We start from the raw sequence: 18,535 nt of genomic DNA on the forward strand, positions 1-18,535 counted from the left end.
ATACCTGCCTGTCACGCAGGGGGTCGCGGGTTCGAGTCCCGTCCGTTCCGCCACTTATTGAAAGCCCTGAGTTAACGCTCAGGGCTTTTTTCTTATCTGCTGTTTGATTATTGCGAAATGAGCAAAAATCCTCTGCGTTTTACGATCTTTTTCAATATAACAACGCCAGCGATAATCCTCCTCAGTTTACGAACATAATGATTGAGGAATACTATGACTCTCCCTGCATTTGGTCTGGGCACTTTCCGCCTGAAAGACGACGTTGTTATCGCATCTGTTAAAACGGCACTCGAGTTAGGCTATCGCGCAATTGATACGGCACAGATCTATGAAAATGAAGCTGCCGTTGGACAGGCCATTGAAGAGAGTGGTGTACCGCGTAACGAGATATTTATCACCACCAAAATCTGGATTGAAAACCTCAGCAAAGACAAACTGCTCCCTAGCCTGAAAGAGAGTCTGAAAAAGCTGCGTACTGACTACGTGGACCTGACGCTGATCCACTGGCCATCACCAAACGATGCCGTTTCTGTAGAAGAGTTCATGCAGGCGCTGATGGAAGCGAAAAAGCAGGGATTAACGCGTGAAATCGGTATTTCAAACTTCACCATTCCGCTGATGGAAAAAGCCATTGCCGCAGTAGGTGCAGAAAATATCGCGACCAACCAGATTGAACTTTCACCTTATCTGCAAAACCATAAAGTCGTGGACTGGGCAAAGCAGCACGGTATCCACATCACGTCATACATGACGCTGGCTTATGGTAAGGCGCTGAAAGATGAGGCGATTATACGTATTGCAGAAAAACATAACGCGACTCCGGCACAGGTCATTCTGGCATGGGCAATGGGCGAAGGTTATGCCGTGATCCCATCGTCAACCAAACGTGTAAACCTGGCCAGCAACCTGTCAGCGGTCGACCTTCATCTGGATGATGACGATAAAAAAGCGATCGCAGCACTGGAGTGCAACGATCGCCTGGTCAGCCCGGAAGGTTTAGCGCCTGACTGGGATTAAGTTTCACTAACCCTCTGTCACCTTAACCCTCATACAGCTCCTCCGGGAGCTGTCTTTATATGTTCACTCAGGAAGTCAATAAAAGCACGAATCCGCGTACTCACCGCTCTGTCACTGTAATACACTGCGCTAAAAGGCATCTCGACCGGCAAACGTTTATCCGCCATCAGTTCCACCAGTTCACCTCGTGCAATCTCCTTATCTATCATATAGTCAGACAGGCACGCGATGCCGTTCCCTTCAAGACACAGTTGCTTTAGCGTTTCTCCACTGTTTGACGATAACCCACTGGTAATTTCATGAAGCTGACCATCACGACAGGCGACAGGCCAGGTGTTCAGTGATACCGGTTCCGTAAAGCCCAGACAAAGATGCTGCTTCAACTCTTCTACGGTCTCCGGTTTACCATGCTCAGCAATGTACTGCGGCGACGCGATAATTTTGCGGTAGCTGGCAAACAGCGGGCGGGCGCGCAAGCTTGAATCGGTCAGTGTACCGGCCCGGATAGCCACATCCACTTTACGCTCGATGAGGTTGATAAACGTCTCTGATGAGACCAAAGAAAGCGTCATCTCCGGATAGCGTTCACGAAAAGGTTTGATCAGCGGCATCAGAAAGTGCAGTACTACCGGCGTGGCCGCATCAATGCGCAGCAATCCCCGCGGCGTGCTGCGGCTTTCCATAATTTCTGTCTCAGCTGCAGCCATCTCCTGCAGCACCGACTGCACGCGGCGGAAATAACGCTCTCCTTCTTCCGTCAGGCTCAGTTGCCGCGTCGTCCGGTTGAGCAGGCTCACCCCAAGCTTCATCTCCAGCTTTTTCACTGAGCGGCTGATGGCCGAGTTAGCCTGTCCCAGCTGTTCGGCTGCCCGGCTAAAGCTACCGCTTTCAACAACGGCGACAAAGATTGTCAGCTCTTCTGACGTTGCTTTCATTGTTGCACCACCTGCAAAATTCTATTGATATTTTGACCATTTTTGTTATTTAAGCACTGGCGCATACTGCCTGTCATCTTAATCCTGATGATACGGAGTATTTTATGCCACTGGCGCTACTTGCCCTGACGATCAGTGCCTTTGCAATTGGCACGACCGAATTTGTTATCGTGGGACTGGTTCCCACCATTGCTAACCAGCTTGCGATCTCGCTGCCTTCCGCCGGATTGCTGGTGTCAATCTACGCCCTGGGCGTCGCCGTCGGTGCGCCTGTGCTGACGGCTCTGACCGGACGTTTTCCGCGTAAGCAGCTGTTAGTTGCGTTGATGGTGTTGTTCACCGCCGGTAACATTCTGGCCTGGCAGGCACCGGACTACACCATCCTGGTGATTGCCCGTCTGTTGACCGGCCTTGCACACGGCGTGTTCTTCTCAATTGGTTCCACCATTGCAACCAGCCTGGTCCCCAAAGAGAAAGCAGCCTCAGCTATTGCGATCATGTTTGGTGGACTGACCGTCGCACTCGTTACGGGCGTGCCGCTAGGCACGTTTATCGGACAGCACTTCGGCTGGCGTGAGACGTTTCTGGCCGTCTCCTTATTGGGGGTTATTGCCCTTGTTGCTAGCCTGCTGCTGGTACCGTCGACTATTCCAGGCCGGGCCAGCGCCAGCCTGAGCGATCAGCTAAAGGTGCTTACCCATCCGCGTTTGCTGATCATCTACGCGGTCACGGCTCTGGGCTATGGAGGCGTATTTACCGCCTTCACCTTCCTGGCACCGATGATGCAGGACCTGGCAGGCTTCTCCCCGAGTGCCGTGAGCTGGATTTTGCTGGGATACGGTATTTCCGTGGCGATTGGCAATATCTGGGGCGGCAAGCTTGCAGATAAACATGGTGCGGTTCCGGCGCTGAAATTTATCTTCGCCGCCCTGGTGGTTCTGCTGTTGATATTCCAGTTCACGGCTTCCATGCAATACGCCGCACTGATCACGGTACTGGTAATGGGTGTCTTCGCTTTTGGCAACGTGCCCGGGCTTCAGGTTTATGTTGTTCAGAAAGCGGAGCTCTATACGCCAAACGCCGTGGATGTGGCATCCGGACTGAACATTGCCGCGTTCAATATTGGGATCGCGCTGGGCTCCATTATTGGCGGACAAACCGTCGAACACTTTGGATTAACCCAGACTCCCTGGATTGGTGCGGTGATCGTCCTTGTCGCTTTCCTGCTGATAGGGCTGAGTGGCCGCCTCGATAAACCTACTCGCGTAGCACTGGGATAACATCAGTAAGTGCTTGCTTACAAAACTGGAAAGCGGTTTCTCAGAAATTGCGTTGAAAGTGTGACCTAAAGTCCCTATAACATTAGAACCAGTCCGTTTTCGGGCTGGTTCATGTTACAGAGGCCGTTTCCAAAAGTGCGAAAAAATACCTATGCCATGCGTTATGTTGCCGGAATGCCCGCGGAGAGGATCTTGCCTCCGGGGTCGTTTGCGAGCATAAGCCAGGCATTACCCGCAGGGACACCGTTAAGCAGCGATGACAAAATTCGGGTACTGGTCTGGAATATCTTTAAGCAGCAGCGTGCGGAGTGGTTATCGGTACTCAAGAATTTTGGTAAAGATGCTCATCTGGTTCTGCTTCAGGAGGCGCAAACCACACCTGAACTGGTTCGGTTTGCCACAACGAACTATCTTGCTGCCGACCAGGTGCCGGCGTTTGTCCTGCCGCAACATCCTTCAGGCGTGATGACCCTCTCTTCAGCACACCCGGTTTACTGCTGCCCGCTGCGTGAGCGCGAGCCTATACTGCGTCTGGCGAAATCGGCGCTGGTGACCGTCTATCCGCTGCCGGATACCCGGATGCTGATGGTGGTGAACATCCACGCGGTAAATTTCAGCCTGGGCGTGGATGTGTACAGTAAGCAGTTACTTCCCATTGGCGATCAAATTGCCCACCACAGCGGGCCTATCATTATGGCCGGTGATTTCAATGCCTGGAGTCGTCCGCGCATGAATGCGCTGTATCGCTTTGCGCGTGAAATGTCTCTGCGTGAAGTCCGTTTTAGTGACGATCAGCGTAAAAAAGCCTTTGGTCGACCTCTCGATTTTGTCTTCTATCGTGGTCTGAGCGTGCATGATGCCTCTGTTCTGGTCACGCGCGCCTCCGATCACAACCCTCTACTAGTCGAATTCAGTCCCGGCAAACCTGATAAATAATGGTGTGTCAGGTCTGCCGTGGGGCAGGCCTGCGCGGGTGCTGCCCTTTTATTTTTAACCAACAAAGGACAGTACGATGACAACAACACACTCCCATCATGACAACGTAGAAAAACAGTTTGGCTCCCAGGCAAATGCCTATCTGACCAGCGCCGTGCATGCTTCAGGCCGTGACCTGCTGCGTCTCGGCGAACGTCTGGCAGCATTCCCGCAGGCGCACGTGCTGGATTTAGGCTGTGGGGCAGGGCATGCCAGCTTTACGGCTGCGCAGCAGGTGGCGAAGGTCACCGCGTATGACTTATCCAGTCAGATGCTGGATGTTGTTGCTGAGGCGGCGAGAGAGAAAGGGCTGAGCAACGTGGATACGCGCCAGGGGTACGCCGAGTCCTTACCGTTTGATGATGCCTCGTTTGAGATGGTGATTAGCCGTTATTCCGCGCACCACTGGCATGATGTCGGCCAGGCGTTACGTGAAGTCAAACGTGTCCTGAAGCCGGGCGGGATCTTCATTATTATGGATGTGATGTCTCCCGGGCATCCGGTGCGCGATATCTGGCTGCAGACAGTAGAAGCGCTGCGTGATACTTCCCACGTACAAAACTACTCCAGCGGAGAGTGGTTATCGCTTATCACTGAAGCGGGGTTGATTACCCGAACGTTAACAACAGACCGTTTGCAGCTGGAATACCCTTCGTGGATTGCCCGTATGCGTACCCCGGAAGCATTAAGTCAGGCGATTCGCCTCTATCAGGAGAGTGCCTCTGCTGAGGTAAAAGCGTACTTTGAATTGCGGGAGGATGGATCGTTTACCAGCGATACCATCATGGCTGAAGCGCAAAAAGTGGGATAAACAAAAAAGGCACCGAGGGGAATCGGTGCCTTTTTATCTTTCGATCGTGTAATCAGGAGTCTGGCGTGGCGCTGTTCTTCACAAACAACGTCAACTGGTCGCCTGGTTTCAGATTGTCAGTATCATTGTTCCAGCGCATTACATCTTTGATGTTCACGCCATGTCGTTTTGCGATACTGGACAGTGAATCGCCTTTGCGTACGCGATAAGTGATGCTATCGCTGTTGCTGGCGAGACGCTGTGCGCTGCTACCTGCGCCTACCGTCAGAGTTTGACCCACTTTCAGACCTGAGCTGCGCAGATTATTCCACTGCTGCAGATCTTTCGCCGTCACGCCAAGACGTGATGCAATGCCAGAAAGCGTATCACCTGAACGCACCTTATAGCTGCGGCTGTTAACGGATGAAGCATCGGCGATCAGCGTTGACTGAACGGCGGCAATCTCACCCGATGCTAAAGACTCACGCAATTGCTCAGCATGTTTCTGCGGAACCATCACATACTGCGGGCCGCTAGCCCCCAGCGTTGAGCCTTTAACGCCTGCATTAAAGGTTTTAAGTTTACTTACCGACATACCCGTCATATCAGCAACCTGTTGAATATCCACAGGGTTGCTGAGGCGAACGCGCGCCAGTGCACGACTTTCGTCTGGTGTTGGCAGTTGTACACCGTAACGCTTGCTGTTCTTGAGAATATCGCTCAAGGCCAGCATTTTCGGTACGTAAATCTTCGTTTCCTGTGGCAGTGAGAGCGACCAAAAATCGGTGGATTTACCCCGTGCTTTATTCGCTTTCATTGCCTTCAGTACACGACCCTCGCCACTATTATACGCCGCGACCGTTAACAGCCAGTCGCCGTCAAACATCTTATTCAGACGTTGCATCATGTCGAGAGCGGCTGTCGTTGAAGCGACAACATCCCGACGCGCATCATAGTTGCGGGTCTGTTTCAGACCATAGTTTCGCCCGGTGCTCGGAATGATCTGCCAAATGCCTGCGGCATTGGCGCCAGACGTCGCGTGTGGGTCAAAAGCGCTCTCCACTATGGGTAGGAGTACCAGCTCCATAGGCATGTTACGTTTCTTAACTTGCCCGGCTATCCAGTACATATACGGCTCTGCCCGTAACGTTACATCGTGGAGATAGCTCTTATTTCTTAAATACTTCTGCTTCTGTTCGCGAATCCGGCTGTTTTCCGGAATTCCCATCTTTAGCTCGTCGCCAATAGAGGTCCACAAGTCTTGCTCCTGCGCGAAAGATGTCCCATCGTCCATCCAGCGCGCCGAACTTGTAAACTTCCCTGCTTCCCCTTGACCAGCTGCAGAAAGGCTCTGTGCGTGCTGTTGTACGTTGCTGCCGTTCTGCGACTGGCAACCTACAAGCAGGACAGAGGCGAGTAATATCGCTTTTGCCTTCATGTGTGTGTCAATAGTTGCTTAAAAGACGAGCGATGATAACGGCGAAATTTTGAAAAGGCAACCCGCATTTATCTGAAGTTGTCTTTCTTTGACCTTAACCATGCAAATCGCTGTTCTGGTTGTTGCAAATTTGTTTCTTGGTTAATTTTATTAATTAAATCAATATCATCTGTTCGCAGAAATAAATTAATTCGGCGCTCATTTTTCAGAATTGCGGGTAGTGTATTTTGGTTTTTTGCACGTAACTCCTTCACTTTGTGATAATAATCCTGAATCGCCCGATCCTCGGGTAAGAGGCTCACCGCAAACTTCATATTCCCTAATGTATACTCATGGGCACAACAAATAAGTGTGTCATCGGGTAAAGCATTAATCTTTTGTAAAGACTGATACATCTGTTCTGGTGTGCCTTCAAAAAGTCTTCCGCAACCGCCTGAGAAGAGGGTGTCGCCACAAAAAAGATAAGGTTTACTGTAGAAACACAGATGTCCCAAAGTGTGACCTGGCGTAGCAAATACGGAAAACTCCCACTCACGGATGTGGATATTTTCGCCCTCCTGGACTACTTGCGTCGTTCCCTTATCTTGTGTCTCAGCCGGTCCGTAAACCACAAGATGCGGAAAATGAGCGCGCAGTTCCGGCACGCCGCCAGTGTGATCGTTATGATGGTGCGTCAACAGAATGGCTTCTGGCTGCCAGCCGTTCTCCTTTATTGCATCAAGCACAGGGGCGGATTCGCCGGGATCGACAATGACGCATCGACGATCGTTATCGACCAAAACCCAGATGTAATTGTCCTGAAAAGCAGGAATACTGATAAGATTCATACATTACCTCTTATAGCGTGGCGGGTGTTTTGATGAAACCGGCAAGGATACCTCAGACTGTCGCAGCACCGGAACGTTGGGCGGAATTGCCCTGGGGTGAATACTATCGCGAGGCGCTTGAGCAACAGCTGAAGCCCTGGCTCGCGAAAATGTATGGCTTTCACCTGCTTAAGATTGGCAATCTCAGCGCAGAAATCAATACCGAAAGCTGCGCCATCTCACATCAGGTCAATGTCTCTCTCGGCGGATCGCCGGTTCAGGTGAAGGCTGACCCATTGCATCTGCCGTTTGCGGAAAAATCCGTAGATGCGTGTCTTCTTGCCCACGCGCTGCCCTGGTGCAGCGATCCTCATCGTATGCTGCGTGAAGCCGATCGCGTGCTGATTGATGACGGCTGGCTGATACTCAGCGGTTTTAATCCGATGAGTCTGATGGGATTACGTAAGCTGGTGCCTGTCTTGCGCCGAACACCACCCTATAACAGCCGGATGTTCACCATGATGCGCCAGCTCGACTGGCTGTCACTGCTCAACTTTGAAGTGCTCAACTATGGCGGTTTTCAGGTACTGCCGTGGGCACGTCAGGGGGGAGTTTTATTGAGTACGCATTTGCCCGCATTAGGCTGCATGCAGTTTATCGTCGCGCGTAAGCGAACCATCCCTCTGACGCTTAACCCCATGAAGCAGAGCAAATCGAAAACGCCCATCCGCCAGACCGTTGGCGCAACGCGGCAGTACAGAAAACCCTGATCAGGATTCAGGCTGGTAGCCAGTATCCTCATGGGCCGGATTTGAGGCCGCCGCGCGCGCCAGTTCATCGCAGCGCTCGTTTTCCGGGTGGCCGGCGTGGCCTTTAACCCACTCCCACTTAATCTCGTGCTGGCCCAGTGCCGCATCAAGGCGCTTCCAGAGATCGACGTTCTTCACGGGCTTCTTATCTGCAGTTTTCCAGCCGCGTTTTTTCCAGTTGTGGATCCACTGGGTGATACCCTGTCGCACGTACTGGCTATCCGTACTCAACACCACGTCGCAGTGTTCTTTTAAGGCTTCCAGCGCCACAATGGCCGCCATCAACTCCATACGGTTGTTGGTGGTCAGGAAATACCCTTCGCTAAAAGTTTTCTCATGCTGACGATAGCGCATAATCGCGCCGTAGCCGCCGGGTCCTGGGTTCCCGAGACAAGATCCATCGGTGAAAATTTCTACCTGTTTACGCATCTCTGGTAGACTTCCTGTATTGAAACGTTCAGTTAAACGATAAGTCTGACATAAATGACCGCTATGAGCACTGCAATTACTCGCCAGATTGTCCTCGATACCGAAACCACCGGTATGAACCAGATCGGCGCGCACTACGAAGGGCACAAGATCATTGAGATCGGTGCCGTTGAAGTGGTGAACCGTCGTCTCACGGGGAACAACTTCCACGTCTACCTCAAACCCGATCGGCTGGTGGATCCAGAAGCGTTTGGCGTTCACGGTATTGCCGATGAGTTCTTGCTGGATAAACCGACCTTCGCCGAGGTGGCAGACGAGTTTCTCGACTACATCAAAGGCGCTGAGTTAATCATCCATAACGCGTCGTTCGATATCGGCTTTATGGACTATGAGTTTAGTAAGCTCCATCGCGATATTCCGAAAACCAATACCTTCTGCAAAGTGACCGATAGCCTGGCGCTGGCGAGGAAGATGTTTCCCGGCAAGCGTAACAGCCTCGATGCACTCTGTTCACGTTATGAAATAGACAACACCAAGCGAACGCTGCACGGGGCACTTCTCGATGCCCAGATTCTGGCTGATGTCTATCTGGCGATGACCGGCGGTCAGACGTCGATGAAATTCAGCATGGAAAATGAGTCGCAGCAGACGCAGGGCGAAGCGGGCATCCAGCGCGTGGTCCGTCAGGCAAGTCGTTTACGGGTTGTTTTAGCCAGTGATGAAGAGTTACTTAACCATGAATCCCGTCTCGATCTGGTACAGAAGAAGGGCGGCAGCTGTATGTGGCGCGCCTGAAAAAACGCCATAATGTCTGTAAAATCATCGGTTGGGCGATTTTTGCAGCAAACGATTCAAAACGTGAGAAAAAGCGTTGACGAGATCGGAGGCACACCGTAATATGCGCCTCGTTCCCCAAACGGGAACAGTGGAGCGGTAGTTCAGTCGGTTAGAATACCTGCCTGTCACGCAGGGGGTCGCGGGTTCGAGTCCCGTCCGTTCCGCCACTATTCAGAAGGCCTGAATCAGAAATGATTCAGGCCTTCGTCGTTTCAACAGCCTGTGTCTTTTATCCGCCTTTCTTTTCATTAACAAAATGTTAATTTATGTGGTGCAATTAATTAACATTTGCACAGCATTAGTGCGTTATTTGCACTGTGTTTGTGCATTCTTTCGCCCAGCCACTTTTTGGCCTTCATCAGACTGTGTCGCTTTGTAAAAAAAATTTTCATGAAATCATTCGCTTACAGTTGATATCGTGAAAGTTTTTGAACCAATAAATAATTGGTTCGGTTATTGCTTAATCATTAGCACGATAAGGTTCATGCCATATCAATAACTTATCGTTAATAAAAAGAAAATAATGATGATAGCGAGCGAACCAATATGGAAAAACCGTCACGGTTTCTGGCCAATTCCAGTACCGCGCTTGAGCAGTTGCGCGGGCTTATCAACCAGCATGAGTCAACACCAGGCACTCCGCTGCCCACGGAACGTGAGCTGTCGGAAACTCTCGGCGTAGGACGACGCGAAGTGCGTCGCGCGCTGGATGTGCTGGAAGAGGAAGGACGGATCTGGCGTAAACAGGGTAAAGGCACCTTTATTGGTCCCGCAGCCCCTGTTGAACCGCTGGCGCTTCAGGGATTGGTTCAGCAAACCAACCTGCTGGAAGTCATGGAAGCTCGTCTACAGCTCGAACCCGGCTTAGCCCGGCTTGCGGCACTGCGTGCCACCAGGGAAAACCTCGCGCTCATGCAGCGCATGCTGGAACGCATCGACAAGGTCAGCCCGGATGACCGCGATCTCAACGAACTGTGGGATAGCGCCTTTCACCGCGCTATTGCCGAGGCTGCGGGCAACCGCCTGATGCTCGGCCTGTTTGACGCGATTGATGCCGTGCGGCGCGAACCGGGCTGGCAGCATCTGCGCGAATTAGCCCGCACGCCCGAACGTGTCGATAGTTATAACGACCACCATCACAAGATCATGTCTGCGATTATCCATCGCCAGCCTAATGAAGCAGCTGCCGCCATGCGCGAACACCTGCTTAGCCTGCAAACCGCCCTGATTCAGGCGATCCACCTTGAGGACGACTTCACGCTATGACGACGATCCCGTTTAAGGACACCACGCCTGTACTTCGGCTGAATAATCTCAACGTTAAATTTTCCGGCTCGCCGGTTAGCGTACTGGACGGCATTTCCCTGACGGTCAAAGCAGGCGAGACGCTGGCGCTGGTGGGAGAGTCCGGCTGCGGGAAAAGTATCACCTCACTGGCGCTGATGGGATTACTGCCCGCCAGCGCGCAGATTGTCAGCGGAGAAATGCAGTTTCGCCGTCACGATCTGCGAAAGCTCTCGCCGCGGGACTATGCCGATTTGCGCGGCAGCGAGCTGGCGATGATTTTCCAGGAGCCAATGACCTCGCTCAATCCCGCTTTCACATTAGGCGATCAGCTCAGTGAAGCGGTCATGCGTCACCAGAGCGTTTCCCGCACAGAGGCGATGAAGGTCGCGCTGCAGATCCTCGAGAAGGTGCAGATCCCCGCGGCGGAGATGCGCCTCAAGGCTTACCCGCATCAGCTTTCCGGCGGTATGCGCCAGCGTGTGATGATTGCCATGGCGCTGATCAACCATCCTAAATTACTGATTGCCGATGAACCGACTACCGCGCTCGACGTCACCATCCAGGCGCAAATCCTCACCTTGCTCAACATCCTCAAAGAAGAAACCGGAACGGCGGTCCTGATGATCACCCACGATTTAGGCGTGGTGGCCGAAGTCGCCCAGCAGGTGGCGGTAATGTATGCCGGGCAGGTGGTGGAGCAGGGGAGCGTCGAGGCCATCTTTGCCGACCCGCAGCACCCGTACACCATCGGCCTGATGGGCTCAATCCCTTCGCTGGGCGCACGTAAAGGCCAGCTCTCCACCATTCCCGGGTCGGTCCCGCTCCCGGAATCCATGCCGAAAGGCTGTCGTTTTGCGACGCGCTGCCCGTTTGCGCAGTCTCGCTGCCATGATGAAAAACCGCCGCTCAACACGCTCGGCGCGGGTCATCAGGTCGCCTGCTTCCGCGTGCCGCTCGAACACCACATTGCCCTGGGAGAGACCGCATGACTACGCCAATTCTTGAAGCCCGCGACCTCAGCAAGCGCTTCCCAGGTCCGAAAAAACTCTTTTCACCGGCCCGGTTTGTTACGGCGGTCGATCGCGTTTCGCTTGCCGTGATGCCGGGTGAAACGCTGGCAATTGTCGGCGAGTCTGGCTCCGGCAAATCCACCCTTGGGCGTCTGCTGCTGCGCCTGCTCGCCGCCAGTGAAGGGCGAGTGTTTTACCAGGGGGAGGAGATTACCGACGCCTCGGGCGCCCGTCTGAACCAGCTCCGGCGTGAGCTGCAAATTATTTTCCAGGATCCGTTTGCCTCGCTGAACCCGCGCATGACGGTGGAGCAGATCGTCGGTGAGCCGCTGTGGCTGCACCAGAATATGAAGAAAGCCGACCGACAGTATCGCGTCGCCGAACTCCTCAAAACCGTTGGCCTGCCTGCCGCCTGGTCCGGGCGCTATCCGCACGAGTTTTCCGGCGGCCAGCGCCAGCGTATCGGCATTGCGCGCGCGCTGGCCTCGGGACCAAAACTGTTGCTTGGCGATGAACCCGTCTCTGCGCTGGATGTTTCCGTCCAGGCGCAGGTCGTCAATTTGCTGGAAAGCCTGAAGCACCAGCTGGGGCTGACGATGGTGATCGTCGCCCACGGCCTGGCGGTGATTCGCCATATGAGCGACCGCGTGGCGGTCATGTATCTCGGGCAAATCGTTGAACTTGCGACCGTCGACGAGATCTTTGACGCCCCGCTGCACCCTTATACCCAGGCACTGATCGCCTCGGCACCACAGATGCAGCCGGGCATTGAACGCGACGCACCGCTGCTGCAGGGGGATCTGCCGAACCCGGCGAGCCCTCCGTCCGGCTGCCGTTTCCATACCCGCTGCCCGTATGTTACCGATGAATGCCGTCAGGTTGAGCCGATTAATCAGGTGCTGGACGGTGGACGTCAGGTCGCCTGTCACCGCTGGCAGGACATCAATCGCGATCGCAGTGTTATTCAGATAGCACCGCCATCCGCAGCTTTTCTGCGCCGCCGCGCGCTGTTTGAACACGCGGCCACTCACTCCTCCCTTCCTTCAAGGAACTCATGATAATGACAATGCGTAATTCTCTTTTGACCGTACTGGGAAGTGTTATGTTGCTTGGCGCGGCGCTGCCCGCCCATTCTGAAAGCGTGCTGCGAATTGGTCTGGGAGCTGACCCGGACATGCTCGACCCGCATCTGGCGCGCACCTACTATGGCCGCTTTGTCTTTGCTTCCCTGTGCGACAGGCTGGTGGATGTCGACGAGCATCTGAAAGTGGTGCCAGGTCTGGCGAAGTCGTGGGCCTGGAGCGATGACGGCAAAACGCTGACCATGGATCTCCGTGAGGGGGTGACCTTCCATGACGGCGAGAAATTCGACGCCGCTGCTGCGAAATACAACCTCGACCGTGCGTTGACCCTAAAAGGCTCCCTGCGCAAAAGCGAGATCTCCTCGGTGGAATCGGTAGAGGTCACCGGTCCGATGCAGATTGCGCTGCACCTGAAAACCCCTGACGCCGCGCTGCTGATGCAGCTGACTGACCGCGCGGGCGCGATGATGGCACCCGACGCGGCGAAAAAGCCTGACTTTGCCGCCCATCCGGTCTGTTCCGGTCCTTATAAGTTTGACAGCCGCGTGTCCCAGGACCGCATTGTTCTGACTCGCTTCGACAATTACTGGAATAAAGACGCCTACCACTTCGACAAAATTATTTATCTGCCGATCCCGGACGCCTCCGTGCGCCTCGCGAACCTGCGGGCAGGCGATCTCGACCTGACCGAAGGCATTGCGGCCAGCGACGTTAAAACCGTTGAAGCCGACAGCAAGCTGGCGCTGGCGAAGGTAACGGGTCTGGGTTACCAGGGCATTACCTTCAACATCAACAACGGCAAGGTCCCGGCGAACGATCCGTTCAGAGATGCCCGCGTACGCGAGGCATTTTCGCAGGCCATCGACCGTGATGCGCTAAATCAGGTGGTCTTTGAAGGGCTATACACGCCGGCAAACCAGGCGTTTTCCACGGTGAGCCCGTATCACGTCAATTTGCCGGTTCCGCCCCGTGACGTCGATAAAGCCAAAGCGCTGCTCAAAGCGGCAGGCGTCACCACGCCGCTGACCGTCAACCTGCTGGTGCCGAACAACCCGACCTCGCAGCAGGTGGGTCAGGTTCTGCAGGCAATGGTTGCCGAGGCCGGCTTCACGCTCAACCTGCAGATGACCGAATTCGCGACGCTGCTGGATCGTCAGCAGAGTGGTGATTATCAGCTCAGTTTCTCCGGCTGGTCGGGCCGCCCGGACCCGGACGGCAGCATCTACGGCTTTGTCCATAGCAAAGGCACTCTGAATGACGGACGCTACAGCAACGCGCAGGTCGACGAATGGCTGACTCAGGCGCGCCAGAGCACCGACCAGGCCGCACGCCAGCCGCTGTATGACAAGGTGGTGAAACAGCTGCAAACCGACATGCCGATTGCCTACCTCTACTTCGAGCCGCGCATTTTTGGTCTGAACAAGCGCGTGCAGGGCTTTAAGCCTTACCCGGACGGCATCGTGCGTCTGGCGGGTTTGACGCTGGCGAAATAAACGTCCTGAGGAGAACCCATGCTGGAACTGATTTGCAAACGTCTGCTGCTGGCCATCCCGACCCTGCTGCTGGTGAGCATGATGGTGTTTGGCCTGCAAAAACTGCTGCCCGGCGACCCGCTGATCGCCATGGCCGGGGAGGAGCGCGATCCGGCGGTTATCGCCCAGCTGCGTGCTGAGCTCAATCTGGATGCGCCCATTCCTGTGCAGTATTTCAACTGGTTAACGCGCGCATTGCAGGGCGACCTGGGGGTCTCCTTACGCACGCACGAACCGGTGACGCAGCTGATTGCCAGTAAGCTGCCGGTGACGCTGGAGCTGTCGCTACTGGCGATGATTATCGCGCTGGTATTTGGCATTAGCATGGGGATCCTCGCGGCAGTGAACAAAAACAGTTGGGTCGATCACGGGGCGAACTTTGTGGCGATCTCGGGGATCTCGATCCCCCATTTCTGGCTGGGGATCCTGCTGATTCTGGTCTTCTCAGTGAACCTGCAGTGGCTTCCCGCGTCCGGCTATGTACCGTTCAGTGAGGATCCGGTGCAAAACCTGCGCACGCTGCTGCTGCCCGCAGCCGTTCTCGGAACAGGGCTGGCGGCGACGCTGATGCGCCATACCCGAGCATCGATGATTGCGGTCCTGAAAGCGGATTACATCCGCACCGCGCGCGCGAAAGGATTACTGCCGAAAGCGGTGATCTTAAAGCACGCGTTTCGCAATGCGCTGGTGCCGGTGATCACCCTTACGACGCTGCTGTTTGGTGAGCTTCTGGGCGGTGCGGTGCTGACCGAGCAGGTCTTCACCATTCCCGGCTTCGGCAAGATGATCGTCGATTCGGTATTTAACCGAGACTACGCGGTGGTGCAGGGCGTGGTGCTGATCGTGGCGATCGGCTTCCTGCTGCTCAACCTGCTGGCTGACGTGCTCTACGTTCTTATCAACCCGAAAATGCGAGGTTAACCATGGCGGAACTGACGACGCAAACCGCTGTGCCCGCGCTGCCGCGCGCGCAAAACCGGGTGCTAAAGAAATTCCTCGCCAATAAAAGTGCGGTGATTGGCGCGGTGGTGGTGGGCTTCTTTGTGCTGGTGGCGCTACTGGCGCCGTGGATTGCCCCGTTCGACCCGGTCAAAGCCAACTTCCTCGCGGTGCGTAAAGCGCCGTCGGCAATGTACTGGTTCGGCACCGACGAGCTGGGGCGCGACATTTTATCCCGCATTATCTGGGGGGCGAGAACCTCGCTGATGGCGGGCTGTATGTCGGTCGTTATCGCGGTAGCGATCGGCGTGCCGCTGGGGCTGGTAGCGGGGTATTTCCAGAAGATGTGGGATGGGGTGATCTCGCGCTTCATTGAAGCGCTGCTGGCCTGCCCGTTTCTGATCATGGCGATCGCGCTGGGGGCATTTTTAGGCCCAAGCCTGACCAACGCGATGATCGCCATTGGCCTTTCCGCGATGCCGATCTTCGCCCGTCTGACGCGTGGGCAGGTGATCGCCATCCGCAACGAAGAGTACATCGACGGCGCGCGGGCGATTGGCCTGCCGGATCGCTGGATCATCATCAAATACGTGCTGCCCAACGTGATGTCACCGATCCTGGTGCAGGCCACGCTGGCGATTGCCTCGGCGATTATCGCCGAAGCCAGCCTGTCGTTTTTAGGGTTGGGGCAGCAGCCGCCCTATCCGTCCTGGGGGTCAATGCTCAACACCGCGAAAGGTTTTCTTGAGCAGGCGCCGTGGATGTCCGTTTTCCCCGGCGTGGCAATTTTCCTTGCCGTGCAGGGCTTTAATTTACTTGGCGACGGGCTGCGCGATGCGCTCGATCCGCGCCACGACTAAGGAGTCATGATGACTAAAGCGCTTGATTTTACGTCCGGTTACGAATCACGACGCCCTCCGATGATGGGCCATAACGCCGTTGCCACTTCGCAACCGCTGGCGGCGCAGGCAGGAATGAAAATGCTGCAGCTGGGCGGTAATGCTGTTGATGCGGCGATTGCCACCGCGATGGCGCTGACGGTAGTCGAGCCGACCGGTAACGGGATCGGCAGTGATGCCTTTGCCATCGTCTGGGACGGTGAAAAACTTCACGGTCTGAACGCGTCGGGGCGCTCACCGGCCAGCTGGCATGCGGATCTCTTTGCCGGAAAAACGGCGGTACCCGAAATCGGCTGGGACGCCGTGACCGTGCCCGGTGCGGTATCCGGCTGGGTTGCACTGGCAGAGCGTTTCGGCACGCTGCCTCTGACAACGCTGGCGCAGCCAGCCATTGACTATGCGCGAAACGGTTTCCCGGTTTCGCCGCTGATTGGCCATCTCTGGCAGCGCGGCTACAACAAGCTGAAAGATCAGCCTGGCTTCAGCGCCTGCTTCGCGCCGGAAGGCCGCGCGCCGCGAGTGGGGGAGATCTTCCGTAATCCGGCGCAGGCGAATTCGCTGGAACTGATAGCGAAAACCAACGGCGACGCGTTTTACCGCGGCGAGCTGGCGCAGAAAATTGCCGCCTTCGCCAAAGAACACGGCGCGCATTTGACGGCTGAAGATCTCGCCAGCCACCGCGTGGACTGGGTAGACCTGCTGTCACGCGACTTCGCGGGTGGTTCGGTGCAGGAGCTGCCGCCAAACGGCCAGGGGATCGCCACGCTGATTGCGCTGGGTATTCTGGAGCAGTGCGGCATCGAGCAGCATCATCCGGACTCCGTGCAGTCTCTGCATTTGTCCATTGAAGCGATGAAGCTGGCGCTGGCGGATCTCGACCGCTACGTGGCGGATGAAGATCATATGGCGTTCGCGGCCAAAGAGCTGCTGAGCGATCATTACCTGAAATCGCGTGCGGCGCTGATCAACCACGAAAGCGCCTCTGATTTTGTCTACGGTTCACCCACCCAGAGCGGTACGGTCTACATCAGCACTGCGGATGCCAGCGGGATGATGGTCTCCTTTATTCAGTCCAACTATATGGGGTTTGGTTCAGGGATTGTGGTGCCAGACACCGGGATTAGCCTGCAAAACCGGGGCTGTGGTTTTTCGCTGGATCCTAATCATCCGAACGCGCTGGCGGGCAGCAAGCGTCCGTTCCACACCATCATTCCGGGCTTTGCGATGGACGGCAGCGGCAAGCCGTTGATGTCCTTCGGCGTGATGGGCGGCCCGATGCAGGCGCAAGGACACATGCAGATGGCGCTGCGCATTATGCTGCACGGGCAAAACCCGCAGGCGGCGATTGACGCTCCGCGCTGGCGCGTGGTGCAGGGCAGGGAAGTGATCGTCGAATCAACATTCGATCGCAATACTATCGCCGCGCTGCGCGAACGCGGACACCAGATCGTGGTGGAAGATCCGCTGCAGGATTATAACTTCGGCGGTGCGCAGGTGATTTATCGCCTTCCGGAAGGGCATTACGTGGCTGCGACGGAGAGCCGCAAAGACGGGCAGGCGTTGGTGAGTTAAACGCGCGATCAACATTTGTAGGCCGGGTAAGGCGTAGCCGCCACCCGGCTTTTTTTACCCGATGCTAAACGGATCCGCATCCTGCCAGGCCGGAAACTTCTCCCGATACTCCTTCAGTGCGGTCAACGATAGCTCCGCATCAATTCGCGTTGCCTGATGCGGCTCGGCAGTCGCAATAATCTCGCCCTGCGGATTTACCACCCGGCTGTCGCCGCGGTAGTGATGCCCGTTGCCATCCGTCCCCACACGGTTACAGCCCACCACATACGCCTGGTTCTCAATGGCGCGCGCCACCAGCAGCGACTGCCAATGCAGCGAGCGCGGTGCTGGCCAGTTGGCGACATACAGCGCCAGGTCATAATCGTTGCGGTTGCGCGACCACACCGGGAAGCGCAGGTCGTAGCAGACCAGCGGCAGAATGCGCCAGCCGCGCCACTCGAATACCACGCGCTCGTTACCCGCTTCATAGTGATGATGCTCATCCGCCATGCGGAACAGGTGGCGTTTATCGTAAAAATGCACTTTCCCTTCCGGCTCAACCAGCAGAAAACGGTTCACTGGCCCGCGCTCGGTTTGCAGGGCGGCACTACCCGCGATCAGCGCGTTTGTTTGCTGCGCTTTGGTATGCATCCAGGCGACCACGTCATCCTGAGGCATTGATTGCTTAGCTGCTTCCATGGCGAAGCCGGTGGTGAACATCTCCGGCAGGACAATCACATCTCGTCCGGTAATCTCTTCCAGTTGACGATCAAAGTGGCGCAGGTTGGCAGGGCCATCCATCCACACTAAAGGTTGCTGCAAAATCGAAATCTTCAAACCCGGCACGATACAGACTCCTCAAACGACCCCTTTTTGACACTGTAGCACGTCATTACGAGAAAATGTGGCAATAAAAAAC

The 18,535-nt window shown here is 55.4% G+C and carries 17 protein-coding genes, 1 tRNA gene and 1 pseudogene; 14 read left to right on the forward strand and 5 right to left on the reverse strand.

Annotated features, from left to right (window positions below; genetic code table 11):
• Nucleotides 1-213 precede the first annotated feature (213 nt).
• Nucleotides 214-1,017, forward strand: a complete 804-nt coding sequence (dkgB, locus tag ACOTYN_RS22685) for a 2,5-didehydrogluconate reductase DkgB (RefSeq protein ID WP_014882652.1) — start codon at nt 214-216, stop codon at nt 1,015-1,017.
• A gap of 29 nt (nt 1,018-1,046) precedes the next feature.
• Here the strand turns inward: dkgB and yafC are convergent, their stop codons facing one another.
• Nucleotides 1,047-1,952, reverse strand: coding sequence for a DNA-binding transcriptional regulator YafC (gene yafC, locus ACOTYN_RS22690; RefSeq protein WP_023332148.1), 906 nt, complete (start codon nt 1,950-1,952; stop codon nt 1,047-1,049).
• Nucleotides 1,953-2,056: 104 nt separating this feature from the next.
• Here yafC and ACOTYN_RS22695 point away from each other — a divergent pair, with 104 nt between their 5' ends.
• The 3 genes from ACOTYN_RS22695 to ACOTYN_RS22705 all read left to right on the forward strand — a co-directional run bounded on the left by ACOTYN_RS22695 (nt 2,057) and on the right by ACOTYN_RS22705 (nt 5,018).
• The gene (locus tag ACOTYN_RS22695; protein WP_071922562.1) at nt 2,057-3,232 is read left to right on the forward strand and encodes an MFS transporter; all 1,176 of its coding nucleotides are present in this window, start codon (nt 2,057-2,059) and stop codon (nt 3,230-3,232) included.
• Between the two features lie 135 nt (nt 3,233-3,367).
• Nucleotides 3,368-4,168 carry an endonuclease/exonuclease/phosphatase family protein gene (locus ACOTYN_RS22700; RefSeq protein WP_014882655.1) on the forward strand — a complete coding sequence of 267 codons (801 nt, stop codon included), beginning with the start codon at nt 3,368-3,370 and terminating at the stop codon, nt 4,166-4,168.
• Between the two features lie 76 nt (nt 4,169-4,244).
• Complete coding sequence (locus tag ACOTYN_RS22705) at nt 4,245-5,018, forward strand: class I SAM-dependent methyltransferase (RefSeq protein WP_071922561.1); 774 nt, start codon at nt 4,245-4,247, stop codon at nt 5,016-5,018.
• Between the two features lie 52 nt (nt 5,019-5,070).
• Here ACOTYN_RS22705 and mltD read toward each other — a convergent pair whose 3' ends face one another.
• Together mltD and gloB are read right to left on the reverse strand one after the other, a co-directional pair.
• The gene (gene mltD, locus ACOTYN_RS22710; RefSeq protein ID WP_023336785.1) at nt 5,071-6,435 is read right to left on the reverse strand and encodes a murein transglycosylase D; all 1,365 of its coding nucleotides are present in this window, start codon (nt 6,433-6,435) and stop codon (nt 5,071-5,073) included.
• Nucleotides 6,436-6,503: 68 nt separating this feature from the next.
• Complete coding sequence (gene gloB / locus ACOTYN_RS22715) at nt 6,504-7,262, reverse strand: hydroxyacylglutathione hydrolase (RefSeq protein WP_071922560.1); 759 nt, start codon at nt 7,260-7,262, stop codon at nt 6,504-6,506.
• 32 nt (nt 7,263-7,294) lie between these two features.
• Between gloB and ACOTYN_RS22720 the strand changes: the two genes are divergently transcribed.
• Complete coding sequence (locus ACOTYN_RS22720) at nt 7,295-8,011, forward strand: class I SAM-dependent methyltransferase (protein WP_071922564.1); 717 nt, start codon at nt 7,295-7,297, stop codon at nt 8,009-8,011.
• On the opposite strand, the pseudogene rnhA reads toward ACOTYN_RS22720, so the two are convergent.
• Nucleotides 8,012-8,589: pseudogene (gene rnhA / locus ACOTYN_RS22725) on the reverse strand (ribonuclease HI). It abuts the gene before it with no gap.
• Between rnhA and dnaQ the strand changes: the two are divergent.
• The 9 genes from dnaQ to ACOTYN_RS22770 all read left to right on the forward strand — a co-directional run bounded on the left by dnaQ (nt 8,543) and on the right by ACOTYN_RS22770 (nt 17,637).
• Entirely contained in the window at nt 8,543-9,274 is a 732-nt protein-coding gene (gene dnaQ / locus ACOTYN_RS22730) for a DNA polymerase III subunit epsilon (protein WP_032637426.1), read from the forward strand. The pseudogene rnhA and the gene dnaQ overlap by 47 nt on opposite strands.
• A 132-nt stretch (nt 9,275-9,406) precedes the next feature.
• A tRNA-Asp gene (locus tag ACOTYN_RS22735) sits at nt 9,407-9,483 on the forward strand.
• 379 nt (nt 9,484-9,862) lie between these two features.
• A complete protein-coding gene (locus tag ACOTYN_RS22740) occupies nt 9,863-10,582 on the forward strand; it encodes a FadR/GntR family transcriptional regulator (RefSeq protein WP_014882662.1) in 720 nt (239 codons plus the stop codon).
• Complete coding sequence (locus tag ACOTYN_RS22745) at nt 10,579-11,592, forward strand: ABC transporter ATP-binding protein (protein WP_032637425.1); 1,014 nt, start codon at nt 10,579-10,581, stop codon at nt 11,590-11,592. Before ACOTYN_RS22740 ends, ACOTYN_RS22745 begins: the two co-directional genes overlap by 4 nt.
• Nucleotides 11,589-12,671 carry an ABC transporter ATP-binding protein gene (locus ACOTYN_RS22750; protein ID WP_023332156.1) on the forward strand — a complete coding sequence of 361 codons (1,083 nt, stop codon included), beginning with the start codon at nt 11,589-11,591 and terminating at the stop codon, nt 12,669-12,671. The genes ACOTYN_RS22745 and ACOTYN_RS22750 overlap by 4 nt, the downstream gene beginning before the upstream one ends.
• A 2-nt stretch (nt 12,672-12,673) precedes the next feature.
• A complete protein-coding gene (locus tag ACOTYN_RS22755) occupies nt 12,674-14,188 on the forward strand; it encodes an ABC transporter substrate-binding protein (protein WP_014882665.1) in 1,515 nt (504 codons plus the stop codon).
• Between the two features lie 18 nt (nt 14,189-14,206).
• A complete protein-coding gene (locus ACOTYN_RS22760) occupies nt 14,207-15,148 on the forward strand; it encodes an ABC transporter permease (protein ID WP_014882666.1) in 942 nt (313 codons plus the stop codon).
• 2 nt (nt 15,149-15,150) lie between these two features.
• Nucleotides 15,151-16,026 (forward strand): ABC transporter permease, encoded by an 876-nt coding sequence (locus tag ACOTYN_RS22765; RefSeq protein ID WP_332959155.1) that lies wholly within the window; start codon nt 15,151-15,153, stop codon nt 16,024-16,026.
• Between the two features lie 9 nt (nt 16,027-16,035).
• Complete coding sequence (locus ACOTYN_RS22770; protein ID WP_032637421.1) at nt 16,036-17,637, forward strand: gamma-glutamyltransferase family protein; 1,602 nt, start codon at nt 16,036-16,038, stop codon at nt 17,635-17,637.
• Nucleotides 17,638-17,691: 54 nt separating this feature from the next.
• On the opposite strand, the gene ACOTYN_RS22775 is transcribed toward ACOTYN_RS22770, so the two are convergent.
• Nucleotides 17,692-18,462: an amidohydrolase gene (locus ACOTYN_RS22775; protein ID WP_014882669.1), complete on the reverse strand. Its 771-nt coding sequence runs from the start codon at nt 18,460-18,462 to the stop codon at nt 17,692-17,694.
• Nucleotides 18,463-18,535 lie beyond the last annotated feature (73 nt).

It is taken from the genome of Enterobacter cloacae complex sp. IR5458 (assembly GCF_049238025.1).
GTDB lineage: Bacteria > Pseudomonadota > Gammaproteobacteria > Enterobacterales > Enterobacteriaceae > Enterobacter > Enterobacter kobei.